21 protein-coding genes and 3 tRNA genes are annotated in these 21,104 nt (G+C 35.6%); 10 read left to right on the top strand and 14 right to left on the bottom strand.

Annotation, left to right across the window (positions count from 1 at the left end):
* Positions 1-2: 2 nt before the first annotated feature.
* The 5 genes from ACKC83_RS10235 to ACKC83_RS10215 all read right to left on the bottom strand — a co-directional run bounded on the left by ACKC83_RS10235 (position 3) and on the right by ACKC83_RS10215 (position 5,005).
* On the bottom strand, positions 3-722 hold the full coding sequence (locus ACKC83_RS10235; RefSeq protein ID WP_434035416.1) for a sulfotransferase family protein: 720 nt from the start codon (positions 720-722) through the stop codon (positions 3-5).
* 2 nt (positions 723-724) lie between these two features.
* Entirely contained in the window at positions 725-1,999 is a 1,275-nt protein-coding gene (locus ACKC83_RS10230) for an ABC transporter ATP-binding protein (RefSeq protein WP_434035415.1), read from the bottom strand.
* A gap of 449 nt (positions 2,000-2,448) precedes the next feature.
* Entirely contained in the window at positions 2,449-3,357 is a 909-nt protein-coding gene (locus ACKC83_RS10225) for an NAD-dependent epimerase/dehydratase family protein (RefSeq protein ID WP_434035414.1), read from the bottom strand.
* A 242-nt stretch (positions 3,358-3,599) separates the two neighbouring features.
* Positions 3,600-3,959 (bottom strand): four helix bundle protein, encoded by a 360-nt coding sequence (locus tag ACKC83_RS10220; RefSeq protein ID WP_434035413.1) that lies wholly within the window; start codon positions 3,957-3,959, stop codon positions 3,600-3,602.
* Between the two features lie 164 nt (positions 3,960-4,123).
* The gene (locus ACKC83_RS10215) at positions 4,124-5,005 is read right to left on the bottom strand and encodes an ABC transporter permease (protein ID WP_414037164.1); all 882 of its coding nucleotides are present in this window, start codon (positions 5,003-5,005) and stop codon (positions 4,124-4,126) included.
* Between the two features lie 472 nt (positions 5,006-5,477).
* Here ACKC83_RS10215 and ACKC83_RS10210 point away from each other — a divergent pair, with 472 nt between their 5' ends.
* On the top strand, positions 5,478-6,290 hold the full coding sequence (locus ACKC83_RS10210) for an HAD family hydrolase (RefSeq protein WP_414037165.1): 813 nt from the start codon (positions 5,478-5,480) through the stop codon (positions 6,288-6,290).
* Between the two features lie 177 nt (positions 6,291-6,467).
* Here ACKC83_RS10210 and ACKC83_RS10205 read toward each other — a convergent pair whose 3' ends face one another.
* From ACKC83_RS10205 to tgt, 7 genes are all read right to left on the bottom strand, one after another.
* Positions 6,468-6,890 (bottom strand): secondary thiamine-phosphate synthase enzyme YjbQ, encoded by a 423-nt coding sequence (locus ACKC83_RS10205; protein ID WP_434035412.1) that lies wholly within the window; start codon positions 6,888-6,890, stop codon positions 6,468-6,470.
* A gap of 116 nt (positions 6,891-7,006) precedes the next feature.
* Entirely contained in the window at positions 7,007-8,191 is a 1,185-nt protein-coding gene (locus ACKC83_RS10200; RefSeq protein ID WP_434037772.1) for an asparagine synthetase B, read from the bottom strand.
* Between the two features lie 376 nt (positions 8,192-8,567).
* The gene (gene dnaB, locus ACKC83_RS10195; protein WP_414037167.1) at positions 8,568-10,121 is read right to left on the bottom strand and encodes a replicative DNA helicase; all 1,554 of its coding nucleotides are present in this window, start codon (positions 10,119-10,121) and stop codon (positions 8,568-8,570) included.
* Between the two features lie 166 nt (positions 10,122-10,287).
* Entirely contained in the window at positions 10,288-11,241 is a 954-nt protein-coding gene (locus ACKC83_RS10190; RefSeq protein ID WP_414037168.1) for an acetyl-CoA carboxylase carboxyltransferase subunit alpha, read from the bottom strand.
* Between the two features lie 63 nt (positions 11,242-11,304).
* Positions 11,305-12,201, bottom strand: coding sequence for a DMT family transporter (locus ACKC83_RS10185; RefSeq protein WP_434035411.1), 897 nt, complete (start codon positions 12,199-12,201; stop codon positions 11,305-11,307).
* Positions 12,188-13,264, bottom strand: a complete 1,077-nt coding sequence (locus ACKC83_RS10180; RefSeq protein WP_414037170.1) for an LptF/LptG family permease — start codon at positions 13,262-13,264, stop codon at positions 12,188-12,190. Before ACKC83_RS10180 ends, ACKC83_RS10185 begins: the two co-directional genes overlap by 14 nt.
* Before the next feature lie 2 nt (positions 13,265-13,266).
* Positions 13,267-14,397 (bottom strand): tRNA guanosine(34) transglycosylase Tgt, encoded by a 1,131-nt coding sequence (gene tgt / locus ACKC83_RS10175; RefSeq protein WP_038527959.1) that lies wholly within the window; start codon positions 14,395-14,397, stop codon positions 13,267-13,269.
* Positions 14,398-14,570: 173 nt separating this feature from the next.
* Here tgt and ACKC83_RS10170 point away from each other — a divergent pair, with 173 nt between their 5' ends.
* The 4 genes from ACKC83_RS10170 (at position 14,571) to ACKC83_RS10155 (ending at position 17,773) form a co-directional block, all read left to right on the top strand.
* Positions 14,571-15,416, top strand: coding sequence for a transketolase (locus tag ACKC83_RS10170; protein ID WP_414037171.1), 846 nt, complete (start codon positions 14,571-14,573; stop codon positions 15,414-15,416).
* Positions 15,417-15,437: 21 nt separating this feature from the next.
* Entirely contained in the window at positions 15,438-16,391 is a 954-nt protein-coding gene (locus ACKC83_RS10165; protein WP_414037172.1) for a transketolase family protein, read from the top strand.
* Between the two features lie 46 nt (positions 16,392-16,437).
* Positions 16,438-17,034, top strand: a complete 597-nt coding sequence (locus ACKC83_RS10160) for an outer membrane beta-barrel protein (protein ID WP_434035410.1) — start codon at positions 16,438-16,440, stop codon at positions 17,032-17,034.
* Between the two features lie 154 nt (positions 17,035-17,188).
* Positions 17,189-17,773, top strand: a complete 585-nt coding sequence (locus tag ACKC83_RS10155; RefSeq protein ID WP_434035409.1) for an outer membrane beta-barrel protein — start codon at positions 17,189-17,191, stop codon at positions 17,771-17,773.
* Positions 17,774-17,850: 77 nt separating this feature from the next.
* On the opposite strand, the gene ACKC83_RS10150 is transcribed toward ACKC83_RS10155, so the two are convergent.
* Positions 17,851-18,804 carry an FKBP-type peptidyl-prolyl cis-trans isomerase gene (locus tag ACKC83_RS10150; RefSeq protein ID WP_434035408.1) on the bottom strand — a complete coding sequence of 318 codons (954 nt, stop codon included), beginning with the start codon at positions 18,802-18,804 and terminating at the stop codon, positions 17,851-17,853.
* Between the two features lie 83 nt (positions 18,805-18,887).
* On the opposite strand from ACKC83_RS10150, the gene ACKC83_RS10145 reads away from it, so the two are divergent.
* Both ACKC83_RS10145 and ACKC83_RS10140 read left to right on the top strand, forming a co-directional pair.
* Complete coding sequence (locus tag ACKC83_RS10145; RefSeq protein WP_434035407.1) at positions 18,888-19,280, top strand: RNA-binding S4 domain-containing protein; 393 nt, start codon at positions 18,888-18,890, stop codon at positions 19,278-19,280.
* Between the two features lie 92 nt (positions 19,281-19,372).
* A complete protein-coding gene (locus ACKC83_RS10140) occupies positions 19,373-19,876 on the top strand; it encodes a phosphoribosyltransferase family protein (protein ID WP_414037177.1) in 504 nt (167 codons plus the stop codon).
* Here ACKC83_RS10140 and ACKC83_RS10135 read toward each other — a convergent pair.
* A complete protein-coding gene (locus tag ACKC83_RS10135) occupies positions 19,868-20,389 on the bottom strand; it encodes a shikimate kinase (protein WP_434035406.1) in 522 nt (173 codons plus the stop codon). The two genes, ACKC83_RS10140 and ACKC83_RS10135, sit on opposite strands and share 9 nt — an antisense overlap.
* A 134-nt stretch (positions 20,390-20,523) precedes the next feature.
* Between ACKC83_RS10135 and ACKC83_RS10130 the strand changes: the two genes are divergently transcribed.
* The 3 genes from ACKC83_RS10130 to ACKC83_RS10120 all read left to right on the top strand — a co-directional run bounded on the left by ACKC83_RS10130 (position 20,524) and on the right by ACKC83_RS10120 (position 21,047).
* A tRNA-Lys gene (locus ACKC83_RS10130) sits at positions 20,524-20,596 on the top strand.
* 63 nt (positions 20,597-20,659) lie between these two features.
* Positions 20,660-20,744 (top strand) — tRNA-Leu (locus ACKC83_RS10125).
* A 230-nt stretch (positions 20,745-20,974) separates the two neighbouring features.
* Positions 20,975-21,047: transfer RNA gene (locus ACKC83_RS10120), tRNA-Lys, on the top strand.
* The last annotated feature ends 57 nt before the right edge of the window (positions 21,048-21,104 follow it).

Raw genomic sequence — 21,104 nt, 5'->3', positions numbered from 1 at the left:
GCTTAAAGATACTTATTAAATAAAGCAATCTCTTCTTGTAATCCTTCTGTTATCAATAATATATTGGCTTTAGACAAATCCGTTTTAAAGGAATCACTCTGTCCTTTTCTATATGCACCAGAGACACTTACTTTAGTTTTATTTTGATTTTCTAAAATTATGGCATCTACATTTTTATCGGAAACATTGAGGTACTGTAATACTTTAAGAAATTCCTCTTTAGTGTCTTTTAATAAATTTTCATAAATAACAATGTGAGATGCATTTCTATTAATAATGTCTGATAATACAGCATAATATTTCTTAACCTCTGCTATAGATTTGTCTATATCGTAATTTTCAAATGCCACCATCTGTGAAGAGTACATCGAATTAACAATGGCCACAGGATTTCTTAAAATAACTAGATCTTTACTATTGGGAAAATCCTTCTTTATTAAACTATATTTTAATGTGTGCAGTGGTGTTTTTTCAATAACGATTTTGCCTTCATTATGTTTACAAAATGAGGTTATAATTTTTTTTGCTTTTTTAGGCTCCTTTATATAAATCCCTGACTCACTAGTAGCGTAATATCCTTCTGAATCTTTTTCGATACCATTTGTAAATGGCAGGATATCCTCATGGGTTTCTAATAGAGACCACAGCCAAGTGGTTCCTCCTCTAGGACATCCAAATATAAATGAAACTTGTTCTTTTTGCCTTTTAAATAGCTTTAGCATTGTTAATCTATGAGTTTAAATTTATAATCAATCAGCACGCCTTCTTTTGAAATCTGTTCTCTTCCACTCTTAAAAAAATCACCTCCAACAACATTAAAACTTAAAGCATTTTCAATATCATCTTGCAAACCGTCGGCGCTAAAACTAGTTAGTTGAATGGTATAATCTCCCTTCGGTAAAGGGAATTTGGGAATAGAAAAAACTACAATATGGCCATTTGATGCTTCTAAATTCAATACGTTGGTATCTACAAAATAATTATTACACAAAAACCTAACACTCCCTTTGTTATCAATAAATTGCAATCTTATTTTTAGATTACTCTGTTTCATCTGTGTGTTACAGTGAAGTTGAATGCTATAGGATTCACCTGAAAGTAAATTAAATTGTTCATCACCTTTTTCATTCAATATTGCAATGTCTGTGAACAAAAAATTACCTTGGCCAGATCGATCTATCCGCGCTTTCAGAGGCACCATTTCTTGCATTTTATTTTGGCTTAAATAATAATCCACAGCCTCATCTACCCCACCTTCAAACACCGTGTTTCCATGCTCTAAAACAATAGCCCGCGTACACAAGTTTTTAACGGCAGCCATATTATGACTCACGAACAAAACGGTACGGCCATCGCTTTTACTAATATCTTGCATTTTACCAATGGCTTTTTTCTGAAATTCGGCATCACCCACAGCTAGTACCTCATCGATCACTAAAATATCAGGCTCTAAAAAGGCAGCTACAGCAAAGGCTAAACGCACACGCATCCCACTACTATAGCGTTTTACAGGCGTATCTACATAGCGTTCACACCCGCTAAATTCTATAATCTCAGATTCCTTGGCTTTAATTTCGGCCTTGGTCATGCCTAGAATAGCACCATTTAAATAGATGTTTTCACGACCGGTTAATTCAGGATGAAACCCCGTTCCTACTTCTAGCAGACTGGCAATACGACCTCGGGTTTTAATTTCGCCTGTAGTCGGACTCGTTACTCGAGATAATATTTTTAAAAGCGTCGATTTCCCTGCTCCATTTTTCCCGATAATACCTAGGACTTCTCCTTGTTGTACTTCAAAATTAATATCTTTTAATGCCCAAGCATAGTCGCTATTCCCTTTAGTACTGCGGTTATTCTCTTCCCCTATCTTTAAATACGGATCTTCTTTACCGCGTACGTGGTGCCACCAACGGTTTAAGTCGTGACTAATCGTCCCCGTACCTATAACCCCTAAACGGTATTGTTTGCTTATATTTTCGGCTTTTAGAATGATCATATTTTACTAATTAAATGTCTAGTTGTATAATGCTCGAAAAGCGTAATGGTTGAATCATAAATAATCTTTGTCTCATAATATAATTTTAATCCCCGTTGACTAGTTTCTTAATCCTTAATCTACGACCTCAAAACGGCGTAATAGTTAAATAATCTCCTGGCATATTAATAAATTGGTGTAAAATTATAATAACAGATAAGTTTCAAATCCCCGCTCCAAATAACCACTAAACCACTATACCACTTCACTACTACACTACTAAACCACTATACCACTACACCAATACCCCCAGCATACCCGTTTCAATTTTATTTTTATAGATACACTAACATATCTAATTGTTTATCTTAATTCTTTATTATTAAATACTTCAAGTACTCTTCCACTATTCCACCACACTACTTCACCACAACACAACTACACCACTACACTACTAACCCACTACACTACTAATCCATCATCCCCAATCCTTCTTCCAAAGTAATCAATTCTCGGTCTAACACTTTTCTCATTTTAGTAATATCCGGACAGCGACGTTTCATATCGCCTTCTTTTAAGGCTGGTAGGTGAATAATTTCGGACTCTGACTTAGTAAAAGCGCGTATGCGTTGTGCCAATTCCAGTATCGTAATTTCTTTATCGTTTCCTACATTGAGCACATCATTAATAAATAAATTGTGCTTGTATGCATTAACGCAGGTATCTATATTATCTTTTATATAACAAAATGAACGGGTTTGTAGCCCATCGCCATATAGTGTTATCGGTTTATTATGTTTTGCAGCGTGTAAAAACTGAGGCACCACAAAATCATCGCTTTGATGTGGTCCATAAGTATTAAAAAATCTAAATACGGTGTAGTCCAATCCGTATTGTTGCTGGTATGCTTTAAAAAAGGATTCTCCTACATTTTTAACAATAGCGTAAGGCAATCTTGAATTTAAAGGGGTGGTATTTTCATGCTGAGGCACCTCAAATGGCTCGCCATATACTTCCGACGAACTAGAATAAAACACCCGCTTAACCCCGGAGTTTTTAGACAAGCATAAAATATGCTTAATCCCTTCTATATCATGAAGTACGTTTATCGGATTTTCAAGGGTGCGTTTTACACCGACTACCGCTGCTAAATGAAACACATAATTAATATCAAACCTGCCAAAAACAGGTAACATATCCTTGTAATTATTAACATCGGCATTAATAAAATGGACATTTGGCAGTTGTGGTACATGCTCTATTTTCCCCGTTAGCAAATTATCGACGATTACAATTTGGGTATCGGGTTCTTGAGCTAAAGTATACGCCAAGCTACTACCGATATTCCCCGCACCTCCTGTAATTAATATTGTTATCATTTTCTTGTTACTTTATCCGTTGCTAGCTTTAAATATGGAATGGTATTCCACGACACTACAAAACTACTATACCACTAATCTAGTAAACCACTACACTACTATCCTACTAAACCAAAAAACCACTAATCCACTACACTACTAAACCATTAAACTACTAACCAAAAAAACCACTAAACTACTACACCATCTAACTACTACACCACTACACTACTATCCCACTAAACCAAAAAACCACTACACCACTATTCCAACCTACGCTTAACATAATTCCTATACCCCACCAATAATTTTTTAACACTTTCAATTTGAAGCTCTAAAAATATAGCCGCTTCTTTTTCTATAAACTCTAATTGTATGGCGATTAGCACCTGCGTTTCTAATTCACTAGCCGATCCCATAGCAATGCCTATAAACTGATATAACTCTTTAAATCCATTTCTGCCACTCCCTTCTGCGATATTAGACGGAATGGAAACTGCACACCGTCGCATTTGAGAAGTTAAACCATACACTTCAGACTTAGGAAAATGGTTCGTTACCTGGTAAATCTGTGTAACCAGCACCATAGATTCTTTCCAAACATCTAAGTCTTTATGATTCATATTTTAATTATTAAAAATTAACAACTCCACCAAACTACTAAACCACTATCCTACTACACCATTACCCCACTACACCACTATCCAACTATACCACTATACCACTACTCCATTACCCCACTAATCCAAAAACCACTATCCCACTACACCACTAAACCAACCAACCACTAAACCGTATCAATAAACTTCTTCTCCGTACTATTAAACACAATCAATCCTAGCAAAAACACCAAAACACTCACGGCTCCGATATAAATAATTTGCATGGTTGAGATCTCTCCAACCCCTAACATTATATGTCTGAAGGCTTCGATAACAATGGTCATGGGGTTATAGGCTACGAGCCATGATATACTAGGTAATTTTTCTTCGAAATAAGATAACGGATACATCACTGCCGATCCGTACATTAACAATTGCACTCCAAACCCCACTAAAAAGGTTAAATCCCGATATTTTGTAGTCATAGACGATATAATCATACCAAATCCCAGTCCCAATAGTCCCATGATTAGGACTAAAACAGGCAATAGTATCAGACTAATCTCTGGCCTAGCGGCGTAGGCCTTGTCTGTAAAACTAACAAAGTATAGGTAAAAACCAATGAATACTAACATCTGAATACCGAATTTCACCAAATTCGAAACGACTATAGACATGGGGATAATCACTCTAGGGAAATAGACCTTTCCAAAAATAGCCTGGTTTTTTGTAAAAGTATCACTGGTACCAGTTAAACAAGCTGAAAAATAATTCCATGCTGTAATACCCGCCAAGTTAAACAAAAATGCAGGCACCCCAGGCTGTACAGGAATAGCAGCCAAATTATTAAAAATAACCGTGAAGATTATAGACGTAAACAAAGGCTGTATAAAATACCATAACGGCCCCAAAATGGTTTGTTTATAAACCGTTACAATATCACGTTTTACAAATAAGAATAATAAGTCCTTATACCTCCATATTTCTTTAAAATTAAGATCTACAACTTTTCGCTTAGGCGATATGGTATACAACCAAGGTAATTCGGATTGGTTTGAAGAATTCAATTGCACTTTTTTTAGTCGTGCTAATATAACAAAATTGTTTTTAGTGCGTAAGGCGCAAGCCCTTGTTTTTAGCGGATGATTAAGTTGAACACCTCGATTACATCGAAGAGAAGCCAAACCTTACCCAAATAATGAATCTATTCACATTAAAACCAAACAAGAATCCCTCGAATCACAAACAAAAACCAACTCCAATAAACTACTAAACCACCACACTAATCGACTTACCCACTAAACTACTATTCCACCTTACTACTCTCCCACTAACAACTACACCACTATTCCACTTTACCAATCCCCCCACTAAACAACTAAACCACTAATCCACCAAACTACTAAACCACTCCTCCACCAAACTACTATACCACTATTCCACGTTACCACTCCAAAAACATCCTCCGAAAATAACACCCACTTAACACCTTACCTCCAATTAATGCCGTATTTTTGAAGCTTAATAAAAAGACACAATATGGAATTATCTCAAGTGAAACTCGTAGTAACCGATATGGATGGCACCTTACTAAACTCTAAAGGAGAAGTGAGTGCTAATTTCTATGATCTATTTCGCGAACTACAAGCCAATAATATTCAGTTTATTGCCGCTAGTGGCCGTCAATATTTTAGTATCGTTGAAAAACTTGAAGCCATTAAGAATGAAATCACCATTATTGCAGAAAACGGCGGACTTACAAAACGAGGAGATAAAGAGTTAGCTAAAACCATCTTGTCTAAAGAGAAAATAGACGCTATACTCCCACTGCTACGAACCATCGATAAGACATTTATTGTACTTTGTGGTAAAAACAAAGCCTATATAGAAACAGAAGACATTCATTTCCCGAAATTGTTAAGCGAATATTACACCGAGTTTAATACCGTAGCCGATCTTACCGAAGTCACCGATGACGAATTCTTAAAACTAGCTATTTATCACACCGAAGATTCTGAAGCTTTTATCTACCCGAAAGTAAAGCACTTGGAAGATGAATTTAAAATAAAAGTCTCTGGCCAAAACTGGTTAGATATCTCTCATCACGATGCCAATAAAGGCTTTGCTTTAAAACAAGTGCAAGACGAGTTTGGTATTACCGAAGATGAAACTATGGTCTTTGGAGATTATAATAACGATCTGGAAATGCTTGGCCGTGCTTATTTTAGTTATGCTATGGAAAATGCACATCCCAATGTAAAGGCTACAGCCCGTTTTGAAACTAAAAGCAATGACGCACTGGGTGTTGAAACCGTACTACAAGAATTAATTGATGCTAAGAAACAGCGCTAAGTAGTATTCTACAAAACCTCCCTAGTTCCAATGATAGGCCCAGAAACGAGAAATCTCATACGCTTTAAAACGCACTCGAATGCAAAACAAAATCACCTTCTACAAGGCAACATTTAAAACAAAGAATAGCTACTATATATCCTTAATGGAGCAAACCTGACTATACACATCAGTCTATTAAGCTCCAAAAGCCGTAACAACCAATTGTCTTGAACCTCCATAATCACGGTGTTCGCACAAATAAATCCCTTGCCAAGTACCAAGATTTAATCGCCCATTAGTGATGGGAATCTGTACACTTGCACCCATTATAGACGATTTGATATGAGCGGGCATATCGTCTGCACCTTCATAAGTATGTATAAAATACGGTTGGTTTTCGGGCACCATCTCATTCATATGACTTTCAAAATCGACACGCACCGAAGGATCTGCATTTTCATTTATGGTTAAACTTGCCGACGTATGCTTAATAAACACCTGCAACATGCCAACTTTTATATGTTTTAATTCAGAAAACTCTCTTATAATAGTCTCTGTAATTATATGAAAGCCGCGTTTATACGGTTTTAAAGTCATTTCTTTTTGAAAGGTTTTCATCGTAAGAGTTTATATTTAAAGAATCACGAGATGTAAATAGACTAGTATTTACAATGTACACTATTGCCTTTAATTTATCGGTAGACACCACCAACACCACATTAAACGGAACTTAATTAAGTTTTTTGTTTCTTCTTTTTAGCCGCCGGAAATAATACATTATTTAAAATAAGTCGATAACCCGGAGAAGTAGGATGTAGTTCCAATTCGGTTTTAGGATCGCCAACCTTATGGGTATAATCCTCAGGGTCGTGACCACCATAAAACGTAAAGAAGCCCTTGCCTTTTATACCGTGAATATATTTGGCCTCACCATTACTCGTATTTTCGCCAAGTACCAATACATTCGATTTAATCTCATCGCGCGTAAACGACGTGGTTTGCCCCATAAATCCTTTCACCAATGCAGTATGATTCTGACATAACATTGTAGGCACAGGATCCCATTTGGCAGAAAAGTCCATCAGACTAAAATAATCAGCATCTTTAACAATACGGCGTTTTGGCGTCATGTCTATAGATGAAAACTCATACACTCTAGGATTGCGTTCTAAAGTATAATTAGTAAATGCAAAAGTCTTCGAGTAATCAATGTCACGCTGATAATCGGGATCACTAGCATCGCCATCAAACATGGCTTCGCAAATATCTACACCTTCGGCAGATAATGCAATATCGAAGGAATCGGTAGCACTGCACATGGCAAACATAAAGCCACCACCCACAACGTAATCTCTTATCTTTAAAGCCACAGCCAACTTGGCATCAGACACTTTATTATACCCTAAACGTGCTGCCAATGCTTCGGCTTCTTTTTTATCTTCAATATACCAAGATGCCGTTTTAAAACTGTTATAAAACTTCCCAAACTGCCCTGTAAAATCTTCATGATGTAAATGCAACCAGTCGTAAAGAAGAAGATTATCGTTTAATACATCTTCATCGTAAACGGTGGTATACGGAATTTCGGCATAAGTGAGCACCATAGTTACAGCATCGTCCCATGGCAATTTTCCCTTTGGTGTATATACGGCAATCTTAGGTGCTTTTTCTAGCACTACGGCTTCCATATTCTGACTCGGACTATCAATAAGTTCCAGGATTTGTGTAGCCTTCTCGTTAGATACCACTTCGAAAGACACTCCTCGAATCTGACATTCCTTCTGAATTTCTGCAGTATCTGGTAGTAAAAATGAACCTCCTCGATAGTTTAAAAGCCACTTTACTTTTAATTGCTTATCCAGCGACCAATAGGTCATGCCATACGCCTTTAAATGATTTTTTTGTCCGTCGGCATCCATAGGAATTAAGATATACGAAGCAAACATCTGTACCGAAAAGAATATAAATAAGAAGAAAAATAGAATGCGTTTCAAAATAGTTTTGAGGTAAATATTGAAGTTGAAAGATACTTAATTTTTAATGTGCTTTAAAACACTTTAATAAAAGATTAGATGTTAATGTTTCCATGCCCAATTAATTCTGAGATGAATTAGCTTCTCCAGCTTTTAAAAGTACGTAGAAGCCCGAAACTTAAATCTGAAAACCGTTTCACCTGCATATATACCAGATTTCATTTCGTAACATTCTAACTATAACCTCGGTGTATCAAGCAAAAAACCATGAAAATCACTTTAAAAGCAACTTTCATGGTTTCTAATATATGGTCTAAAATGTTTAGAACGGCACGTCGTTATCGTCGTCTTCGTTCATGGCACTTCCAAAGGCATCGGTTGGTGTAGGGAAACTACTTCCAGAACTAAAACCACCTGCTGCTGCATTTTCATTTGGATTTGTATTCATTTTACTATGGAATTCGTAAGGCGAATCAAAATCGTCTAAGTTGTCGAACTTACCTAAGTGTCCTAAGAACTTCAGACGGATATTTTCTAAACCACCATTCCTGTGTTTTGCGATAATAAATTCCGCCTGTCCTTCGGTTGGAGAACGCTCGTCATCATCCCATTCTTCAATTTTATAGTATTCCGGACGGTAGATAAACGATACAATATCTGCATCCTGCTCGATCGCTCCAGATTCACGAAGGTCGGAAAGTAACGGACGTTTAGAACCTCCACGCGTTTCAACCGCACGCGATAACTGAGACAGTGCAATTACAGGCACCATTAATTCTTTTGCTAAAGCCTTTAAGTTTCGAGAAATCATCGAGATCTCTTGTTCACGGTTTCCACCATGGCTTGGCCCTCCTGTCATTAACTGCAAGTAGTCAATCATGATTAATTTAATACCGTGTTGCGACGATAAACGTCTGGCTTTTGCACGTAAATCGAATATAGAAAGCGAAGGCGTATCATCTATAAAAAGAGGTGCTTTTTCAAGTCCTTTTACTTTTACATTTAACTGTTCCCACTCGTGTTTTTCTAATTTTCCTGTTCTTAATTTCTCTGAAGATAATCCCGTTTCAGACGAAATTAAACGCATAATTAACTGTACAGATGCCATCTCTAAAGAGAAAAAGGCCACTGGTATATTTTGGTCTACGGCAATGTTACGCGCCATAGATAAGGTTAATGCTGTTTTTCCCATCCCTGGACGAGCGGCTACAATAATTAAATCAGAAGGTTGCCATCCCGAAGTTAATTTATCTAGCTTATCAAATCCGGTAGGAATACCACTTAATCCTTCTTTATTAGATATTTCTTCAATTTTCTTCTTAGCTTGAATAACTAAGTCTTGAGCAGTTTCACTCGATTTTTTGATGTTCCCTTGGGTAACTTCGTATAATTTGGTTTCGGCCGCATCTAATAAATCGAAAACATCCTTGGTTTCATCGTACGCTTCTTCAATAATTTCTGAAGAAATCTTGATTAAACTACGCTGAATAAATTTCTGAAGAATAATACGCGCATGAAACTCGATATGTGCCGAAGATGACACTTTTTGAGTCAATGAAATCAGGTAAAAATCACCTCCTGAAGCATCTAACTTTCCATTCTTCTTTAATTGGGTAGAAACGGTTAATAAGTCGATTGGTTCACTATTTTCAAACAGCTGAAATATGGCGTCGAAAATGTGTCTATGCGAATCTTTATAGAAAGCATCGGAGCTTAAGATATCGATAACCTCATCTACACCTTTTTTATCAATCATCATCGCACCCAACACAACCTCTTCTAAATCAGTAGCTTGAGGCGGAATTTTACCGCGTTCTAAATTGATTAAAGTGCTTTTGTCGACCTTGTAGCCTTGTAATTGATTCGGTTGTTTCATAACTGCGAAAGTAACTAAAATGATGCTATTATAATATGATTTTTAACTGTTGATGTTAACCTTTCTTCAACATTCTAACTGTTAATAACTTACAAAAATTGTTAATAACCATAAAAAAACCTGAAGTTTTTCAACTTCAGGTTTTATATGTGAGGGTATCAAAGGTTTAGTCTTTAAATACACCCATATTTTCATATTTAGTCATACGTTTTTTCACTAATTCTTTTGGTGATAAGTTTTTAAGTTCACCATAAGATTTCTCGATAACATCTTTTACAATAGCAAAGGTTGCTTTACGATCTGTATGTGCACCTCCTAAAGGTTCTTTTACAATTTGATCTACCAGCTTCTGTTTTTTCATATCCGAAGCGGTTAACTTTAAAGCTTCGGCTGCTTGTTCTTTATATTCCCAACTGCGCCATAAAATAGATGAACATGATTCTGGAGAAATTACCGAATACCAGGTGTTTTCTAACATTAATACACGGTCTCCTACTCCAATACCTAAAGCACCACCAGAAGCACCTTCTCCAATAATAACCGTAATTATTGGCACTTTTAAGCGTGTCATTTCAAGAATGTTTCTTGCTATAGCTTCTCCTTGTCCGCGTTCTTCGGCTTCTAATCCAGGATAAGCACCCGGAGTGTCTATAAGCGTTACAACAGGAATTCCAAATTTCTCGGCAGATTTCATTAAGCGCAAGGCTTTACGATAACCCTCAGGATTAGACATTCCGAAATTTCGCAATTGTCTAGTTTTGGTGTTATACCCTTTTTGCTGACCAATAAACATATAACTCTGATCGCCAATTTTACCCAAACCACCAATCATGGCTTTATCGTCTTTTACATTTCTATCGCCATGAAGCTCTAAAAACGTATCTCCGCAAAGTGCATGAATATAATCTAAGGTATACGGTCTATTTGGGTGTCTAGACAACATAACACGTTGCCATGGACTTAAATTTTTATATATATCTGTCTTAGTCTCTATAAGCTTCTTCTCGATTTGCTTGCAAGTCTCAGTTACATCAACATCACTTTCCTTGCCTATTATTTGGCATTTATCTAATTGCTCTTCAAGCTCTTTTATAGGAAGTTCGAATTCTAAATACTCCATACCAATTAAGGATTTCTAATTTTGTTAGCTTACAAATATAAAAACTTTAGCGTTCAAAATAGGTTAAGACTGTTTTCTTTTTAAAGCATTCCAATTTTTTATGATACCATTGAGCAATACAGCCCCTAAAATTATAGCTGCACCATAGTAAAAATTAGTCGACATTTTTTCTGTTTCCGGGAACAATATTACAGCCAAAATAATACCGTAAACTGGCTCTAAATTAAAGGTTAACATAACCGTATACGGACTAATATACTCCATAACTTTTACCGAGGCAATAAATGCATATGCAGTACATACCGATGCCAAAATAAACAGATACCACCAATCTGAAGTTTTTAAAATAAAAAATTCCTGACTAAATCCAGATCCATAAATTAAGATGAAGATGGTAATAAATATTACACCACTAATAAATTCGTAAATAGAAATGACTGAAGGCCTAAACTGCTTCACATATTTCCCGTTTAAAACTGCAAACAAAGCCGCTAAAAAGGCCGAAAGTATACCTAATAATATACCTTCTATATACTCCAATTCGCTTTGAGTGATTAAAACCACACCAAAAATAACGAGCGAACCAAAAACCATTTCGTATTTAATAATTTTTCGTTTCAGTATAATGGGTTCTAAAATAGATGCGAAAAACGCACCTGAAGACACCATAGATAGTAAAATAGAAATATTAGACACTTTTATGGCCGCAAAAAAGGTAATCCAGTGTAAAGCGATTATAATTCCTGCAACCGATAGTCGCGCAATGTCTTTAGGCGGAATTTTAATAGATATTCCCTTAATATATATGTAGCCATACATAAGTACCGTTGCCATAAGCATACGAAACCATACCAATGCAATGGCATCTATAGTTATTAATTCTCCTAAAATAGCTGTGAATCCCGCAATAAACACCAACAGATGTACATGCAGATAATTGAGTAATTTAGCGTCTCGCATTATATAAAAGGTAGGCGGCTAGCACCCCAAAAATAAGATTAGGAAACCATACGGCGATTAATGGAGAAAAATCGGACTGCTCTGCCATAACCCCAAATATTTTATCGAAAAACACAAAGATCATAGCGATACTCACACCAAATGCCAGATTGACTCCCATCCCTCCGCGGCGTTTTTGCGATGATACCGCAACGGCAATAATCGTTAAAATATATACGGAAACTGGTAAACTCCATTTTCTAAATTTCACCAATTCGTAGCGTCCAATACTGGAAGAACCACGTTTTTTCTCCTTTTCGATAAATTCGTTTAAATCGTTATATGTTAAGGTTTCTGCAATGTATTCTAAAGGCGTAAGATCGACTAAATCGAAACTAAAAATGGTATCCTTTCTTCGGGCTGTTTCAAACACATCGTCGTTTTCACCAACAGTACGTTTTACATAGTTTACCATACGGTACACCGAGTCTTTTTCGATCCAACGAATGTTTCTAGCGCTCAGTTTATAGACCATCTTATTATCTACAATATGCTCTAAAGAGAAGTTTTGCCCCATTTTATTCTTAGCATCAAAACTACTCACATAAATAAAGTCATGATCGTTTATCTGTCTATATACACTCCCTGTCTCTACCGCTTTTTTGTTGTTTTTAAAGTATTTATAATCGAAATCATTAAATCCTTTACTGGCCTGGGGCGCTAAATACATTCCCAAAACCAAGGCCATAATGGCAACAACAGTAGCACCAATCATATACGGTCTTAAAAACCTAGAGAATGATACTCCAGAGCTTAAAAAAGCAATAACCTCGGTATTATTGGCTAACTTGGAGGTAAACCAAATCACCGAAAGAAATAAAAATAACGGAAATAATAGGTGCGCAAAATAGATGGTAAAATCTAAATAGAATAAAGCCACCTCTCCAAAAGGTACTTCTCTTTCTAAAATTTTACCAATTTTTTCCGCCAAATTCACGGTAATCCCAATAGGGATAAAGAGCAACAACATCATTAAAAATGTGAGCAAATACCGTTTTAATATGTACCAGTCTAATATCTTCAAGCCTATAGCCTATTATCCATTTGTTTAACCATCATATCTTTCCAAACTCTAAAGTCTCCGGCTAAGATATGTTTTCTCGCTTCACGAACCAACCACATATAGAATCCTAAATTGTGAATGGTTGCGATTTGCTTTCCTAATAATTCATTTACAGAAAATAAATGTTTTAAATAGGCTTTAGAGTATTCTGTATCTACAAAAGTGATGCCCATGTCATCAATTGGAGAAAAATCGTCTTCCCATTTTTTATTTTTTATGTTGATAGAACCGTAAGCTGTAAACAACATTCCGTTTCTTGCATTACGCGTTGGCATCACACAATCGAACATATCTACACCCAATGCAATATTTTCTAATATATTAATAGGTGTACCTACGCCCATTAAATATCTAGGCTTATCCCATGGTAAAATATCGGTTACCACTTCTGTCATGGCATACATTTCTTCTGCAGGTTCTCCTACCGATAATCCACCAATAGCGTTTCCTTCTGCTCCTACTCCAGCAATATATTCTGCAGATTGCTTACGTAAATCTTTATATGTACTTCCTTGTACAATTGGGAAGAATGTTTGTGCATAATCGTATGTAAACGGTGTTTTGTCTAAATGCGTTAAACAACGTTCTAACCAGCGGTGCGTCATATGCATTGAGCGTCTTGCATAGTTATAATCGCACGGGTAAGGCGTACATTCGTCGAATGCCATAATAATATCGGCTCCAATACTACGCTGAATTTCCATTACATTTTCTGGCGTAAACACATGGTAACTACCGTCGATATGCGATTTAAACTTCACCCCTTCCTCTTTAATCTTTCTATTTGAAGATAACGAATACACTTGGTATCCTCCAGAATCGGTTAAAATGTTACGATCCCAATTTATAAATTTATGCAAACCACCTGCTTTTTCAAGGATTTTGGTCTTTGGACGCAAATATAAATGATAGGTATTTCCAAGAATAATATCTGGGTTTATATCATTTTTAAGTTCACGCTGGTGCACGCCTTTTACAGAACCTACGGTCCCTACGGGCATAAAAATTGGCGTTTCTATTTTACCATGGTCTGTAGTAATTACTCCAGCTCTGGCATTACTTTGTGTGTCTTTAGCTTTTAAATCGAATATCATGTACAAAAATTCTTCAGGGCGCAAAGATAATTAACTCATTGTGATATATTGGTATTAAAAAAAATATAAAAAGACAAGAACGTAAACCTTTACGTAAATTACTAAAACATTAATTTGTTAAACACACATAAAGGGTTATTTTTGAGCCTTTAAAAATTAAGTTATAAAACAACATGGCTAACACAAAAGAATTACAAGATTTAACCACTCAGGTTCGTAGAGATATTCTACGCATGGTACATAAGGTAAACTCTGGACATCCAGGAGGTTCTTTAGGATGCGCAGAATTTTTAGTAGCCCTATACAATGAAATCATGGACCGTAAAGACGGTTTTGACATGGACGGTCTTAACGAAGATTTATTTTTCTTATCTAACGGACATATTTCACCTGTATTTTACAGTGTTCTTGCTCACGCAGGTTATTTCCCTGTAGAAGAATTAAACACATTTAGACTTATTGATTCTAGACTACAAGGACACCCAACTACTCACGAAGGTTTACCTGGTGTGCGTATTGCTTCTGGTTCTTTAGGTCAAGGTATGTCTGTTGCAATTGGAGCTGCTCAAGCAAAAAAATTAAATAACGATTCTAGCTTAGTGTACTCGTTACACGGAGATGGAGAATTACAAGAAGGTCAGAACTGGGAAGCCATTATGTATGCTTCGGCTAAGAAAGTAGATAATTTAATTTCTACAATCGATTTAAACGGACAACAAATTGATGGTTCTACAGATACCGTTTTACCAATGGGAAGCATCGAAGCTAAATTTGTTGCTTTTGGTTGGGACGTTCTTACTATTGAAGAAGGAAACGATATAGACGCGATATTAAAAGGTATGGCTGAAGCTAAAGCATTAACAGGAAAAGGAAAACCAGTTTGTGTTTTATTAAAAACAGTAATGGGTAATGGTGTAGATTTTATGATGTACACACACGCTTGGCATGGTAAAGCACCTAGCGACGAGCAATTAGAAAATGCATTAGCTCAAAACCCAGCAACTTTAGGCGACTATTAACCTTCACAATTTACAAAGACAATGAAAACATACACATATACAGAAAAAAAAGATACAAGAAGCGGATTTGGAGCCGGATTAGCCGAACTTGGAAGAACAAACCCTAATGTTGTAGCTTTATGTGCTGATTTAATTGGTTCATTAAAAATGGACGAATTTATTAAAGAAAATCCAGAACGTTTTTTTCAAATTGGTATTGCTGAAGCAAACATGATGGGAATTGCGGCCGGATTAACTATTGGTGGTAAAATTCCATTTACAGGAACATTTGCTAACTTTTCTACAGGTCGTGTTTACGATCAAATTCGTCAGTCTATTGCGTATTCAGATAAGAATGTAAAAATTTGTGCTTCTCACGCAGGTTTAACTTTAGGTGAAGATGGTGCAACTCACCAAATACTTGAAGATATTGGGTTAATGAAAATGTTACCTGGTATGACGGTTATTAATCCTTGCGATTACAACCAGACTAAAGCGGCAACTATTGCTATTGCAGAACATAAAGGACCTGTTTACTTACGTTTCGGTCGTCCGTCTGTGCCAATTTTCACACCTGCAGATCAGAAATTTGAAATTGGAAAAGCACTTCAATTAACTGAAGGTGCAGATGTTACTATTGTAGCCACCGGTCATTTAGTATGGGAAGCTTTAGAAGCATCAAAAGCATTATACGAAAAAGGTATTTCTGCCGAAGTGATAGACATACATACAATTAAACCATTAGATGCTAAAGCTATTATAGATTCTGTTTCTAAAACAGGATGTATTGTTACTGCAGAAGAGCATAATATTATGGGCGGTTTAGGAGAAAGTGTTGCACGTGTATTAGCAACTAACAAACCTACACCACAAGAATTTGTAGGGACTAACGATACGTTTGGAGAATCGGGAACACCTGCTCAATTAATGGACAAATACGGTTTAAATGCAGAAGCAATTATTAAGGCTTGCGAAACCGTGATAAAAAGGAAATAATTTTAGTAGTTTCGCGTTTAATATAATTATTATTAAAAACGAAATTATGAAAAAATTAATCTTAATGCTTTTTGTGCTTGTTGGAACTATACAATTCACTATGGCACAATCAGGTTCAGGTTACGGTATAAAAGGAGGGCTTAACTATGGCTCGAATGGAAAACTAATTTCTAACACAGGAGATATTATAGCACACCCAGATCGAAACCTTGGTTTTAATCTGGGTGTTTTTGCGAAGTTTGGTAGCTGGATTTATATTAAACCTGAGTTATTATATACCAATACTAGTAGTGAATACTCTAATGGAAATAATGGAGATTCTAAATTTAAAGTTCAACAAATAGATTTACCTGTAAATTTGGGACTTCGCCTTATTGGGCCCTTAAGTATATTTGCAGGACCTTCGTTTCAATATAATTTATCCTCTAAATTAGACGGAAAAAAAGCAGAAGATGTTTACAATGAGATTACCACAGGTTACAATGTCGGTCTTGCTTTTAGCTTACGACGTTTTGCAATAGATTTGAGGTACGAAGGTGCTTTTAGCGCAAATCAGAATAATTTCCTTAATAATAACGGCGTAATGCTGGTAGTAGACTCCAGACCAGAGCAACTGATTCTAAATTTATCTATTAGAATTTAATTTAGTCTGCTTAATTTATAGGTATTTGTAGCAATTACATAGTTTAGAAGCGTATTTAATGCCAAATTATCAATTCATAACGACTTCGCGATTAAGCCCCAATCTGAGATAATATTTTTAGTAGTTTCGTGTTTATATTTATAAAAGGAATACTATGAAAAAAATAATGGCAATACTTTGTATTGTCTTTGCAACTATACAGCTTACTTCGGCACAAATGGGTACGGGGTTTGGTGTAAAAGGTGGTTTAAATTATAGCTCTAGTGGTAAATATTCGTCTACTAATGGAGAAAACATAGACCACTCCGACAAAAGCATGGGATTTAATATAGGTGTTTTTGGTAAATTTGGAACCAAAATCTATCTTAAACACGAAGTGCTTTTTACACAAACAAATCAGTCGTATAATGATGACGATTTTAAAGTTCAAAAAGTAGATTCTCCCGTTCTATTAGGAGTACAATTATATGGCCCTTTAGCCTTATTTGCCGGACCTTCTTTTCAATATATTCTTAATGCAAAATTAGACGGTAAAAAAGCGGAAGAGCGCAGTAGTAAAGATATTACTGTAGGTTTTAATATTGGTTTTGCCTATAATATAAATAGAATCGGTATCGATTTAAGATACGCCCAAGGATTTAATCCATACGAATTAGAGTTTAGAACAAATAGTGGTTCGAATGTAACTATAGATTCTAAACCAAAACAACTTATATTAAGTATTTCTTATAAACTTTAAACGCTGTTTATACGTCATAAAAAAATCCGCTTCACGATATCGTAAAGCGGATTTTTTATACTCTTTATTTTTTCGATTTAATCTTCGTCCTGATTAGAAGCGGTCTCTGTCGGATCTAAATAATTAGGAATACCATTTGCTCCAATATCATTTGTAGGATCTCCATCGTTGTCTAAGTCCTCCCAAATAGTAGGTACATCATCGCCATCATCATCAATATCAATAATATTTGGCACATCGTCTCCATCGGTATCATCATCACTAAAATCTCCGTTATTATTTAAATCTTCTAAGTATGAATATACACCATCGCTATCATGATCTAAATAAATAACACCTGGCGTTCTCAGTGTAAAGACAAGGCAAGAATACGCAGGGACTTTTGAAAGTGTTAAACTATAGTATCCTAATCCAGAAGGCATAATAATAGCACCTATACCGTGTTTGTGGTAAGTTACCGTACCATCTCCATTTTCAGAATTACTTACAGATGTTTTAAATTCTATTGTACCTTCTCTAAAACCATCTACAACTCCAAAATCAGATCCAACTGTAGACATATTTAAACCTACAGGAGTCACTGTACTATCAAATATAGTTCCGTCTAATAAAGTACCTGTATATTGCAAATATGCTCGATCTGTAAAATGAATCACATCGCCTTCACCTTCACGAACCATTAAGTAATACATGGTATAAATTAAATCCTCCTCTTCAGCATCGGCAACCTGCTTGGCTATTAATTCCGGACGCTGACTTAAAGGTATTTTATCGCTATTTTCACCAGCAATAGTATCTATAACCACCTGGAAACTATCATTTGCTTCGCTATACGGGTTATCGAAATCAAATTCGTCATAATTATAAAAGTGAGTATCTAAGTAAGCATCAATCGCCGCTTTATTTTCCTCATACACTTCTGTCCTATCTCTAGCTGGTACAACAACGACTTCATCATCGTCGTCATCATTTTTACATGTGAAAACCAATGCTGCTAATAAAATAGTTAAAGTGACTGTTCTTAATTTCATTATTGCTTATTTTTGGGGCGCAAGATACGATTTTAAATATAATTTTGCACAATTAGTTAATTGATGATTTTCACAAGTAAAGTATGCGAATAGATAAATATTTATGGTGCGTAAGATATTACAAAACAAGGAATATCGCGACAACAGCCTGTAAAAAAGGACATATAAAAGTTAATGGAGCTGTAGTAAAACCAAGTCGAGACGTATATCCTCGAGATAAAATTGAAGTTCGTAAAGACCAAGTAAATTACAGCCTGAAGGTTAACGATTTGCCTCCAAATCGAGTTGGTGCTAAATTAGTCGATCTTTATCGCGTAGATACCACGCCAAAAGAAGCATTTGCAGCGCAAGAACTTTTAAAATATGCTAAAGATTATTATCGCAAAAAAGGAACTGGACGCCCGACAAAAAAAGATCGTCGAGATATAGACGATTATCAGGACGACCAGAATGTAGAACCTACAGAAGACAATTAATCCGGCTTAACATTTAACTCCTATATTTAATTCTTAAAATGATAACGGGATAAAAAAACTCTCTTTATCTTTGATTAAATTTCAACGCACACATGGAAACGACTAAAAACATTATTTTAACTCACGATGAAATCAATCATAAAATTAAGCGTATCGCTTATCAGATTTATGAAAGTAACGTGTATGAAGAGGAAGTGATTTTAGCAGGTATTGATAGTAACGGCTATATCTTAGCTAAAAAACTAAAAACCATTTTAAGTAAAATTTCGCCTATAAAACCTATCCTTTGTAAAGTAATTATAGACAAGAAAAACCCTAGAAACGATATTAAAACTTCTTTAGACGTAGAAGACTACAAGAATAAGTCGATTGTTTTAATAGACGATGTTCTAAACTCGGGAACTGCTTTAATTTATGGTGTACGTTTCTTTTTAGATGTGCCTTTAAAACAGTTTAAAACAGCTGTTTTAGTAAATAGAAACCATAAGAAATATCCGGTTAAAGCCGATTTTAAAGGCATTTCTTTATCTACATCTTTAAATAACCATGTTACCGTAGATTTTGATAGCAAACAGTTTGAAGCGTATTTAGACTAAATGCGTCATAACCTCATCTAAGATAGTAAACTGCGTTTTCTTATCTACACTTATAGAAATATCTGCTTGATTATAATATGCAGCGCGCTCAAATAAGTGTTTCCCAATAAATTCTACCAATTCTTCGTCTGTATCAAAACGATTTAATAAAGGGCGTTTGGCACGTTCGTGCTTTAAACGTCCCACCAATTCGTTAATTCCCGCTTTAAAGTAAATTGAAGTGGATTTGCTATCGGCTTTAATAAGATCCATATTATTTGCATAGCAAGGCGTGCCACCTCCTAGAGCTAACACCACATCGTTTTGTTCCTCTAAAATCTCTTTAAGGTACTCGTGTTCTTTTTTTCTAAAATAAATTTCCCCTTTAACTTTAAAAAGTTCAGAAATAGATAATTCTTCTTTTTCTTCAATATAATGGTCTAAATCTATAAATGGGTAATTTAGTGTTTTGGCCAACTTTTTACCTAAAGTTGATTTCCCAGAGCCCATATATCCTATTAAAATTAAATTCATTTGAGGTGCTTTTTATTGATACTTAAAAACATACGTAATTGCACAGCAAAAAAACGAAAAAAAAATAAGAAACAGGCTTGGTTTTCTAAATAAAGGTGATATATTTGCACCCGCAATACGCAAACAAAAACAATGACCTGGTAGCTCAGTTGGTAGAGCATCTCCCTTTTAAGGAGAGGGTCCTGGGTTCGAGCCCCAGCCCGGTCACAACAAAAAAGGTTAAACACATTCGTTTAACCTTTTTTTATTTTTAAACCTCACTTTTATAATGCGCACGTGGCGGAATTGGTAGACGCGTTGGCTTGAGGGGCCAGTGTCCGTTAAGGACGTGGAAGTTCGAATCTTCTCGTGCGCACTTTTAAATTATACGCTCTTTATTATTTTTTAAAATATTTTTTATTTTTTTTTCGATAAAAATCACAATTTATAACACACTTATAATCAGCTTTGTTAACCTAAAATTAATCGTTATTTTAATGATTATAAGATTAAAAAAGCCATTAATTTTACGATTATATTAAAAATAGGTTGGTAGTTTAATAAAAGATAGTATCTTTGCACCCGCAATACGCAAACAAAAATAATGACCTGGTAGCTCAGTTGGTAGAGCATCTCCCTTTTAAGGAGAGGGTCCTGGGTTCGAGCCCCAGCCCGGTCACAACAAAAAAGGTTAAACATTATGTTTAACCTTTTTTTATGCGCTATAATTAAATAA

This window comes from Formosa bonchosmolovskayae, from assembly GCF_051016085.1.
GTDB lineage: Bacteria > Bacteroidota > Bacteroidia > Flavobacteriales > Flavobacteriaceae > Formosa.
The sequence above is the reverse complement of the archived record's forward strand: the minus strand, read 5'-3'. Positions and strand labels throughout refer to the sequence as shown.